The 8,601-nt window shown below is 69.9% G+C and carries 12 protein-coding genes; 6 read left to right on the top strand and 6 right to left on the bottom strand.

Annotation, left to right across the window (positions count from 1 at the left end):
• Nucleotides 1-148 precede the first annotated feature (148 nt).
• On the bottom strand, nt 149-700 hold the full coding sequence (locus AC27VN_RS24310) for a cupin domain-containing protein (RefSeq protein ID WP_209542178.1): 552 nt from the start codon (nt 698-700) through the stop codon (nt 149-151).
• Nucleotides 701-841: 141 nt separating this feature from the next.
• Between AC27VN_RS24310 and AC27VN_RS24305 the strand changes: the two genes are divergently transcribed.
• Nucleotides 842-1,750 carry a LysR family transcriptional regulator gene (locus AC27VN_RS24305; protein WP_208512720.1) on the top strand — a complete coding sequence of 303 codons (909 nt, stop codon included), beginning with the start codon at nt 842-844 and terminating at the stop codon, nt 1,748-1,750.
• Between the two features lie 12 nt (nt 1,751-1,762).
• On the opposite strand, the gene AC27VN_RS24300 is transcribed toward AC27VN_RS24305, so the two are convergent.
• Nucleotides 1,763-2,269 carry a DUF2165 family protein gene (locus tag AC27VN_RS24300; RefSeq protein ID WP_490878169.1) on the bottom strand — a complete coding sequence of 169 codons (507 nt, stop codon included), beginning with the start codon at nt 2,267-2,269 and terminating at the stop codon, nt 1,763-1,765.
• Between the two features lie 112 nt (nt 2,270-2,381).
• Between AC27VN_RS24300 and AC27VN_RS24295 the strand changes: the two genes are divergently transcribed.
• The 3 genes from AC27VN_RS24295 to AC27VN_RS24285 all read left to right on the top strand — a co-directional run bounded on the left by AC27VN_RS24295 (nt 2,382) and on the right by AC27VN_RS24285 (nt 4,929).
• Entirely contained in the window at nt 2,382-3,278 is an 897-nt protein-coding gene (locus tag AC27VN_RS24295) for a LysR family transcriptional regulator (protein ID WP_490878168.1), read from the top strand.
• A gap of 107 nt (nt 3,279-3,385) precedes the next feature.
• Nucleotides 3,386-3,988 carry an NAD(P)H:quinone oxidoreductase gene (gene wrbA, locus AC27VN_RS24290; protein WP_490878167.1) on the top strand — a complete coding sequence of 201 codons (603 nt, stop codon included), beginning with the start codon at nt 3,386-3,388 and terminating at the stop codon, nt 3,986-3,988.
• Nucleotides 3,989-3,999: 11 nt separating this feature from the next.
• On the top strand, nt 4,000-4,929 hold the full coding sequence (locus AC27VN_RS24285; protein ID WP_490878166.1) for a glutathione S-transferase C-terminal domain-containing protein: 930 nt from the start codon (nt 4,000-4,002) through the stop codon (nt 4,927-4,929).
• Here the strand turns inward: AC27VN_RS24285 and AC27VN_RS24280 are convergent.
• The gene (locus AC27VN_RS24280; RefSeq protein ID WP_490878165.1) at nt 4,839-5,414 is read right to left on the bottom strand and encodes a peroxiredoxin-like family protein; all 576 of its coding nucleotides are present in this window, start codon (nt 5,412-5,414) and stop codon (nt 4,839-4,841) included. The two genes, AC27VN_RS24285 and AC27VN_RS24280, sit on opposite strands and share 91 nt — an antisense overlap.
• Nucleotides 5,415-5,510: 96 nt before the next feature.
• Between AC27VN_RS24280 and AC27VN_RS24275 the strand changes: the two genes are divergently transcribed.
• Complete coding sequence (locus tag AC27VN_RS24275; RefSeq protein WP_208512725.1) at nt 5,511-6,146, top strand: TetR/AcrR family transcriptional regulator; 636 nt, start codon at nt 5,511-5,513, stop codon at nt 6,144-6,146.
• 16 nt (nt 6,147-6,162) lie between these two features.
• Here AC27VN_RS24275 and AC27VN_RS24270 read toward each other — a convergent pair whose 3' ends face one another.
• A complete protein-coding gene (locus tag AC27VN_RS24270; RefSeq protein ID WP_490878164.1) occupies nt 6,163-7,389 on the bottom strand; it encodes a type II toxin-antitoxin system HipA family toxin in 1,227 nt (408 codons plus the stop codon).
• The gene (locus AC27VN_RS24265) at nt 7,386-7,703 is read right to left on the bottom strand and encodes a helix-turn-helix domain-containing protein (protein ID WP_490878163.1); all 318 of its coding nucleotides are present in this window, start codon (nt 7,701-7,703) and stop codon (nt 7,386-7,388) included. Before AC27VN_RS24265 ends, AC27VN_RS24270 begins: the two co-directional genes overlap by 4 nt.
• Before the next feature lie 195 nt (nt 7,704-7,898).
• Here AC27VN_RS24265 and AC27VN_RS24260 point away from each other — a divergent pair, with 195 nt between their 5' ends.
• Nucleotides 7,899-8,303 (top strand): hypothetical protein, encoded by a 405-nt coding sequence (locus tag AC27VN_RS24260; protein WP_296786950.1) that lies wholly within the window; start codon nt 7,899-7,901, stop codon nt 8,301-8,303.
• An 80-nt stretch (nt 8,304-8,383) separates the two neighbouring features.
• On the opposite strand, the gene AC27VN_RS24255 is transcribed toward AC27VN_RS24260, so the two are convergent.
• The coding region (locus tag AC27VN_RS24255) for a helix-turn-helix domain-containing protein (RefSeq protein WP_490878162.1) at nt 8,384-8,601 on the bottom strand (218 nt) is incomplete at its 5' end.

Below are 8,601 nucleotides of genomic sequence, written 5' to 3'. Positions count from 1 at the left end.
CGCGCGCCGCTGTCGCGCAGCGACCAGGCCAAACCCCGCGTGTCGGTGAAGCGGTGCAGGGGCTGCGCGGCGACGAAGCGGTGCAGGGCCTCGGGCATCGCGGGCAGGTCTTCGGCGATCGTTGTCATGCGGTGGGCCGTCGCGTGCATCAGGCCAGCAGGCCTTCCTCGCGCAGCGTCTTCTTGGCTTCTTCGGTGAAGTCCGCCTCGGGCGCGTTGCCGCCGATCACGAACATCAGGAAGTGCGTCTTGCCCGGCTCTTCGTGCGTGATGTTCTCGAAGCGGCGGTTGACGCCGGCCGGGAACGAGAAGATGTCCCACGGCCCGACGTCGAAGTACTCCTCGCGGCCGTCGAGCTCCCACGAACAGCGCCAGCGGCCCGTGAGCGGCATGAAGGTCTCGTTGGTGTCGTGGTTGTGCATCATCGGGCCCTTGCCGGGCTTCGCCTCGCAGAAGCCGAGGTTGAAGCCCTCGCTGATGCGGATGGCGGCGTTCTCGGCCGCCTGCGCGCCGACCGGCGAGACCACCTCGTCGCCGCCCTTGCCGCGCGGTGGCTGGAAGCCCACCGCGTTGTAGAGCTTGCGTTCGGCGCTCGGATGGCGGCTGTCGGGCAGCCCGCCGTCGAAGCCCTTGAGGTCCTTGAAATAGGCGACGCGCTGGCGCATCTCTTCGCGGGTGACTCGGATCTGGGGAATGGCCATGGCGATCTTTCTGGCGGAGTGAATAATGGCCGCCAGTATTCGGGGCCGCGGCCGCGCGGTCCATCGAAGCCGCCGATGCCCGGCATCGCGTTCGTGATGATCCATGCGGGTTTACCCGCCCGCGCCCCGCTATCGCCCCCGATGAAGCTGCAAGACCTCGACCTGAACCTGCTGCGTGCCTTCGATGCGCTGATGCGCGAGCGGCACGTCACGCGCGCGGGCGAGCGGCTCGAGATGAGCCAGTCGTCGATGAGCGTGTCGCTCGCCAAGCTGCGCGACCTGCTGGGCGACGAACTGCTGATGCGCGCCGGCACCGGCTGGATGCCGACCGAGCTCGCGCTCGTGCTGTGGCCGCGCGTGCAGGAGGCGATCGCCGCGCTCGAGCGCCTGACCGAGCCCGTTCGCTTCGACCCCGCGACCTCGACGCAGGTGTTCCGGCTCATCGTCATCGACTACATCGACCTGCTGATGATGCCCTCGGTGATGCGCCGCATCCGCCAGGAGGCGCCGGGCGTGCGGGTGCACATGCTGCAGACCAACCCGCACCACTTCGGCGAGATGATGGCGGCCGGCGAGCTCGACCTGGCGCTGACCTACTTCCCGAACGCGCCGACCTACGTCAAGGGCCGCAAGCTGTTCTCCGACCGCTTCCTGGGTCTGGCCGCGCGCTCGCACCCGGTGCATGGCGCGGCGCTCGACGTGCCTTCGTTCTGCGCGCTGCCGCACGTGACGATCGAGCCCGACGCCTCGCAGATCTACAACGTGCAGATCGATGCCGCGCTCGAGCCGCACGGCCTGCGTCGGCGCGTGCAGATGATCAAGCCCAGCTTCCTCGCGCTGCCCTTCGTGCTCGAGACCTCCGACATGGTGGCCAGCGTGCCGGCGCGGCTCGCGCGCCGCATGTCGCGCATGGCCGAGGTGGAGGCCTTCGACCTGCCGCTGGACCTGCCGCTGTTCGACGTGCGCATGGTCTGGCATCCGCGCACCGACCATTCGCCGGCGCACGAGTGGCTGCGCGAGCTGATGCTGGCTTGCGCGCGCGACGCCTGAGCCGCGCTTGTGTCAGGCGCGCACGAGCGCCGATGGCAGGTTGAGCACGGCGAAGCCCAGCAGGCCCCAGCAGCCGAGCAGCAGCTGCGTGAGCAACAGGCCTTCCTGCCGGATCCAGGCCCCGAACCACAGCCCCGCGACGCACATCGCCGCCCAGCACAGCACGAAGGCGCCGAGCCCGAGGTTGAGGCAGGCGAGGGCGGAAGCCGACGCGAAACGCAGCGGCTCGCAGGCGATCAGCAACGTGCCCGCCAGCAATGCCAGCGCGCTCGCCGCCTGCAGCGCGATCACGCCGAGCAGCGCGAGCCGGTGCACGGCCGGCGATGCGATCGCGCGCCGCCGCAGCGGCAGCGTGTCGAACGGCGGCTCGCGCAGCAGCACCATGCCCATCGTGAGGCCGATGGCGCCGGCCGAGGCCTGGAAGGCCTGCAGGTTGTTGAGGACCGCGACGCTCATCCACGCCGCCAGGCCGGCCGCGACCGCGAACTGGAACATCCACACCGAGATTTCTGGATCCACATGCACTCCTTGAAAGGGATGGCGAGAATGTAGAAGCCGCACCGTCGCGAAGGCGGCGCGCCCGCGCCAACACGATGTTGCTGGCCGCGCAACAGCCCACCCAGGTCACTCCATGCGTCCCCCTCTGGAAGAACTCGAAGCCTTCCTGCTCGTTGCCGAAACGGGAAGCTTCACCAAGGCCGCGCAGCGGCTCGGACTGTCGAAATCGGTGCTGAGCCGCCGCGTCGGCGCGCTCGAGCGGCGGCTCGACGTGCAGCTGGTGCATCGCACCACGCATGCCGTGACGCTCACCGAACTGGGCACGGGCTTCCAGGAGCGCACGCGCAAGGCGCTCGAGGACCTCGACGATGCGGTCGATGCGAGTTCGCGCGGCGCGGCCGCCGTGCGCGGGCTGGTGCGCATCACCGCGCCCACCAACCTCGGCGTGCTGCACGTGCTGCCGGCCATCGCCGAGCTGATGGCGCTGCACGAGGGGCTGGAGATCGACATCGAGCTCAACGACCGCTATGCCGACATCGTGGGCGGTGGCTTCGACCTGGCGCTGCGCATCGGCGAGCTCAGGGACTCGACCCTGGTCTCGCGCCGGCTCGGCACCATCCACCGCGCGGTGGTGTGCAGCCCCGACTACCTCGCGCGGCGCGGACGGCCGTCGACGCCTGCCGACCTCGAGGCGCACGAGTGCCTGGCCTACGCCAACATGGGCGCGGCCGATCAATGGCGCTTCCTGGTCGACGGCGAATGGAAGGCCGTGCGCGCGGGTGGCCGGCTGCGCACCAACGATGGCGGCGCGTTGCGTGCGGCGGCGCTCGCGGGCCGCGGCCTGGTCGGGCTGCCGGCCTTCATCACCGAAAGCGACGTGCGGGCGGGCCGGCTCGTGCGCGTGCTCGAGGAATTCCGCATGCCCGAGGCCGGGCTGTTCGCGTTGTTCCATTCGAGCGCGCGGCTGCCGGGCCGCGCCCGCGCGGTCGTCGAGCACCTCGGGGCCCATTTCCAGCGCATGGGTTTCTGATCGCCGTTGTGCCGCGCGCAACACGGTTGTGCGCCGTGCCGGGCTACCCGCGCCGCGGACCTGTCGCTAACTTCGCGGCCTTCACTCCACTCACGAAGGCTGCCGCGATGCCCGCGAAGATCCTGGTTTTCTACTACTCCTCCTATGGCCACATTGAGGCGATGGCCGACGCCGTGGCCGAGGGCGCGCGCGCGGTCGGCGCCGAGGTGCACGTCAAGCGCGTTCCCGAACTCGTGCCGGACGAGGTCGCGCAGGCGGCGGGCTACCAGCGCGACCCCGCCGTGCCGATCGCGACGGTGGACGAGCTGCCCGGCTACGACGCCATCCTGTTCGGCACGCCCACGCGCTACGGCGCGATGGCCGCGCAGATGAAGAACTTCATCGACCAGACCGGCGGCCTGTGGTCCGAGAACCGGCTGGTGGGCAAGGCCGCCGGCGTGTTCGTCTCGACCGGTTCGCAGCATGGCGGCCAGGAGTCGACGATCCTCGGCTTCCACACTGTGTTGTTGCACCTGGGCATGGTGGTCATCGGGCTGCCCTACAGCTTCGCGGGACTGAACCGCATGGACGAGGTCGCGGGCGGTTCGCCCTATGGCGCGTCGACGCTCTCGGGCGGCGACGACGCGCGACGGCCATCGGCGCTGGAACTCGACGGCGCGCGCTTCCAGGGGCGGCACGTGGCCACCGTCGCCGGCAAGCTCGCGGCCTGAGCGGCGCCGCGATGGTCGATGAAACGCAAGCGTTGCCGCTGCATGGCGAGCTCGACGGGCTGCGGCTCTACGTCTCGCATGCCTGTCCCTTCGCGCACCGCGTGCTGATCGGGCTCGCGCTGACGGAGGCGGTCCATCGGCTGCCGGTCCGCGTGGTCGAGCCAGTGATGGGGCCGCAAGGCTGGGTGCTCGATCCGCCGGACGCGCGCACCGGTGCCACCACGCTGCACGAGGTCTGCAGCCGCGCGCAGCCCGGCTTCGAAGGGCGCGCCACCGTGCCGATGCTCTACGACGCACGGGCGGATCGCATCCTCAGCCGCGATTCGATGCGGATCCTGCGCTGGATCGACCGGCGCTTCGGCCGCGGCGCGGACACGAGCCTGTTCGCGCCAACGCTGGAGCCCGAGCTCGGCGCGCTGAGCCGCTTCATCGCCGAGGCGATCAACCATGGCGTTTACGACGCCGGCTTCGCGACCACCCAGCACGCGCACGACCGCGCCGTCGAGCGATTGTTCTCGGCGCTCGCGCTGCTGGAGAAGCGGCTGCCGCCGCGCCCGTCGTGGCTGTTCGGCGACCGGCTCACGGTGGCGGACATCCAGCTCTTCACCACGCTGGTCCGTTTCGACCGGGTCTACCACACCCTCTTCAAGTGCAACTGGCGCCATGCCTTCGAGCACCCGAGGCTGTGGGCGCTCGCGCAACGCCTGCATGGCCTGCCCGGCGTGGCGGACACCGTGCGGCTGGACGACATCGCGCAGCACTACTACCGCAGCCTGCCGACGCTCAATCCGTCGGGGATCGTGCCGCGCGGGCCGGAGCTGCCGTGGCCCGCGCGATCCGGCATCGCGCCTCAGCCGACGGTGCCCGGGCGCTGCGCGCTGGACACCGGCGGGGCCACGGCATCGCCCACCCGCTTCAGCAGGTCGTCCACTTCCCAGTGATCGTCCGCATGCTGGCCGTACTTGCAGGCCACCACGCTGCCCTGTGCGTCGATCAGGAAGTCCGCCGGCAGGCCCAGGATGCCGTTCTCGGCCTTGCGATAGAAGCGGCCGGTGGACAGCACCCAGCGCAGGCCGCTCCAGAACACCCCGGGATGCAGCACCGCGCGCCACGAGGTCTCGACGCCATAGGCGCGGTAGTACCGCTTCGCCGGATCCGCGATGCAGTCGAAGGGAAGCTGGGCTTGGTACTCGAGCATCTCCTCGGGCGACGAATGGAAGAACACGATCTGCCGCACGCCGGCCGCGGCGATCTCCGGCTGGCGCAGGCTCATCGTGCGCAGGTGGAAGTTGCACACCGGGCAGCCGGCGAAGCGGCGGAACTGCAGGTGCAGGTAGGGCGCGCCGTCGCTCGGTATGCGGACGGACTGGCCGAGGATCGTCCGGGCGACGAGTGCCGGCGCGATGGAACCCGGGGTGAGCTTCATGTGATTCCTTGCTGAAAGGCGGTGGAAGATTCAAATACGTACGATGTACGTAAACTACTATAATCGTCCCATCCGAAGAAAGTCAATGGAGCAGCGATGGGCCGACCCGCCAGATTCACGCATGCGCAACTGCAGGCTGCCGCCCTGCGCCTGCTTGACAGGGAGGGCCTCGCCGGCCTCTCGATGCGCTCGCTCGCGGCCGAGCTGGGCACGGGTGCGATGACGCTCTACAACTACGTGCCGCAGCGCGAGGCGATCGATCTGCTGGTGATCGAGGCGGTGCTCGCCGAGGTGGCCTGGGATCGCGGGCCGTACGCCGCATGGAGCGACGAGGTGCGCGCCATCGCCACCGCGCTGTGGCGCGCGGTGCGTGCGCATCCCCACGCCATTCCGCTGATCCTGACCCGCCGCAGCCGCGCCCCCGCGACCTTCGAGGTGGCCGAGGCGCTGCTGGCCGCGCTGGCGCGCAGCGGCCGTTCGGGCACGCGGTTGCTGGTGGCCTTCCGGGCCATCTCCGCGCTGGTCACGGGCATGGCGCAAGCCGAGCTGGCGGGCCCGCTGTCGCTGCAGGCGGCGGAATCAGCCGAGGACACCATTGCGCGCTTCCGCGCGCTGCCGGCCGATCGCTTTCCGCAACTGATCGGCGTGGCTTCCGCGGCGATGCGGAGCACGGCGGAAGATGAATTTCAGGCGAGTCTTCGGTTGTTGCTGGCGGGGTTGGAGGCGGGTTGATCGCGCGGGCACCGCATCAAGCGCGCACGAGTCGCGCGCGGCACTTGTCGACCGTCGTTTTCATCTGCCGCACCGTCGCTCGGCGGATCGGACAGTCGGTCGCGCGCTGCGCGAAGGTCGCGGCCTGCGCCAGCATCCGGTCGAGGGTTGCCTCGGCCGCAGCCGCCGGCACGCCGCCTTCCGAAGCCAGGCGCACCAGGTGGCTCCGTTCCACGGCACGGGCCTCGCCGCAGATGTCCATGTGGTGCTGCCCCATCGGACCTTCGCTGAAGCTCAGGTCGAAGGCGGGCGCCAGCCGCCAGCGGCGATCGCGTTCGAGGCGCCACGCGAAGTTCTTCGGGTGGTCGTCGCGATTGTGGAACAGCACGTTGAAGAGGGCTCGCGCATAGGCCTTCTCGACCTCGCGCTCGTCGCGGGTCAGGAAGCGCGTGGCGCGCAGCAAGGCGGTGTAGTCCGTGCTGCCCGGGATACGGAAGTCCACGTGCAGCAGGCTCGCGAGGCTTTGCACCGGCGCGCGCAATCCCTGTTCGCGATCGAAGCGTGCCACACCGAAGGCCGCCAGCGCGGGCGACAGATCGAACCATGCACTGGCCGGCATCTCCAGCCCGCAGTCGCGCGCGAGCTGCGCATACATCTGCTCGATGGCGCAGACCTCCTTGTGCTCGCCCTGGGCAGGAAACTTCACCAGCCAGGGCTCGCCTGGGGCGTCGCTGCGCGTGCTCACGTGCCCCGACGCCGCGTCGTACTGCACGAGGGCCTTGGGTCGCGCGCCTTGCGGGGAACCCCCGGTCAGCGCCAGTTCGCGCAGGGCGGCACCCGCTTCCCCGGCCAGGGCGCGTTCGCTTTCCTTCGCCAATGCCAGCAGGTTCCAGTCCGGCTCTTCGGCATCGGGTGGCGTGGCCGGCACGAAGCGCAGGGCGCCCATGGCGCGGTCGCCGACGAAGGCCAGGCGATCCAGCGGTCCGGGATGGCGCAGCCCCTGCTGGCGGAACAGCCGGTCCATCAGCAGCAGCCCCCAGCCGTCGGGCAGGCTGTCGGCGATCAGGCCGGGCAGGCGGTGCAGATGCTGCGGGAAACCGCCATGGGCCGTGGCGCGCAACGGAAGGTGCAGCGGCGACAGTTCCAGCCCTTGTCCCAGCGCTTCGGGCGCGTACTCGAACAGCAGCGTGCGGCCGTCGTCGGCCAGCCGGCCTAGCGGCCAGTCCTCGCCCCAGCCGCAGTAGCGAACGGCCAGCTGTTTCATGAACGGCCCCCTCGTCGGCGTGTGGCCCGCTGTCGTTGGCTCACGGCTTCCGCCTGCTCCATCTGGGCGATGGATTGGCGCTTGAGCACGAACAGGTCTTCCAGCTCATTCACCAAGCCAAGCGCCTGTACCGTGCGGACCAGGGTTTCCAGCGAGGTCTGGCCGCTGCTTTCCAGCTTGCGCACCGCGCCCAGGGAGAGGCCGGCCATCTGGGCCAGCTCGCGCTGAGGCACCTGCTGGGCCAGCCGCTGCGCGCGCACGCGCTGGCCCAGGGCCTGCAGGACTTCGGTAGCGGGTGCCAGAGCAAATGCCATTCTTATGGTCTTTATGTCGTGTTTTCAAAGATAAAAGCCATTTTAGTGGTTCTTGCAATTCAAATGGGTGTCCTTGTCGACGGGCTGGCCGGGCATGCGGCTTTTGCCTACGCGAATGCCGGGCGCTCGCCTTAGGCGACCGCGGCCCGCGTGGGAGAGGCTGGCGTTCAACACATCAGCAAAGCGGAGATTTCAATGACGATCCAGCCGAACACCCCCCGGTCCCTGTCCGAACCGAGCGCAGAAGAGTTGACGCCGCTGGAGATTTCGCGGGCCGTCCTCGAAGGCGAGGAAAACCCCAACACCGCACGCGCCATCACCCCGCTGGAGCGCGCCGCCTCCGGCACGCCCGCGCACCCCGAGCGCCAACGGTCGGCCCTCAGCCGTGCGTTGCACAGCCCCGCCGTCGCATGGGGCGGCGCCGCGCTCACGGGCCTGGGCCTGATCGCGGCGCTGGTCTACGCGCGCCGCTCGCCGCCTTCGCGTTGGCAGGCACTCCAGGCGCTGCCTTCGAAGGTGCTGCCGTTCAAGGCGCGGGCCATGAAGGCCCTGCCGTCGAAGTCGGAGTCCTTGAAGGCGCTGCGTTCGTTCAAGATCTGAGAGCGAACAGGCGCGGGTCGCGTTCGATCGCGCGAGGCCACCACCCGATGTGGGTTTCGCGTCGGCGCGCTTGAAAGCGCTCAGTGCCTGCGCGGCCCCGCGTCGGCCGCTGGCGCATGCCGCAGCCGGTAGTCGCGCGGCGCCATGCCATGCTGGCGCCGGAACGCCGCGCTGAAGCGCCCGTGGCATTCCCACCCAGCCTCGGCCGCCACCGCCTGCACGCCGAGTTGCGTGTCGCGCAGCAGCCGCGCCGCGAGCGCGAGCCGTTCGTCGACCAGCAAGCCATGCACTGACAGCC

This window comes from Variovorax sp. 20P10.2.4 (genome assembly GCF_058244205.1).
Note: the sequence above shows the minus strand (reverse complement) of the source record. Positions and strands in the feature narration are given on the sequence as shown.

What these genes read in the sequence shown, in the direction of transcription:
- AC27VN_RS24310 (WP_209542178.1), bottom strand. Translation starts at nt 700, where the DNA reads ATGGCCATTCCCCAGATCCGAGTCACCCGCGAAGAGATGCGCCAGCGC.
- AC27VN_RS24305 (WP_208512720.1), top strand. Translation starts at nt 842, where the DNA reads ATGAAGCTGCAAGACCTCGACCTGAACCTGCTGCGTGCCTTCGATGCG.
- AC27VN_RS24295 (WP_490878168.1), top strand. Translation starts at nt 2,382, where the DNA reads ATGCGTCCCCCTCTGGAAGAACTCGAAGCCTTCCTGCTCGTTGCCGAA.
- wrbA (WP_490878167.1), top strand. Translation starts at nt 3,386, where the DNA reads ATGCCCGCGAAGATCCTGGTTTTCTACTACTCCTCCTATGGCCACATT.
- AC27VN_RS24285 (WP_490878166.1), top strand. Translation starts at nt 4,000, where the DNA reads ATGGTCGATGAAACGCAAGCGTTGCCGCTGCATGGCGAGCTCGACGGG.
- AC27VN_RS24280 (WP_490878165.1), bottom strand. Translation starts at nt 5,414, where the DNA reads ATGAAGCTCACCCCGGGTTCCATCGCGCCGGCACTCGTCGCCCGGACG.
- AC27VN_RS24275 (WP_208512725.1), top strand. Translation starts at nt 5,511, where the DNA reads ATGGGCCGACCCGCCAGATTCACGCATGCGCAACTGCAGGCTGCCGCC.
- AC27VN_RS24270 (WP_490878164.1), bottom strand. Translation starts at nt 7,389, where the DNA reads ATGAAACAGCTGGCCGTTCGCTACTGCGGCTGGGGCGAGGACTGGCCG.
- AC27VN_RS24265 (WP_490878163.1), bottom strand. Translation starts at nt 7,703, where the DNA reads ATGGCATTTGCTCTGGCACCCGCTACCGAAGTCCTGCAGGCCCTGGGC.
- AC27VN_RS24260 (WP_296786950.1), top strand. Translation starts at nt 7,899, where the DNA reads ATGACGATCCAGCCGAACACCCCCCGGTCCCTGTCCGAACCGAGCGCA.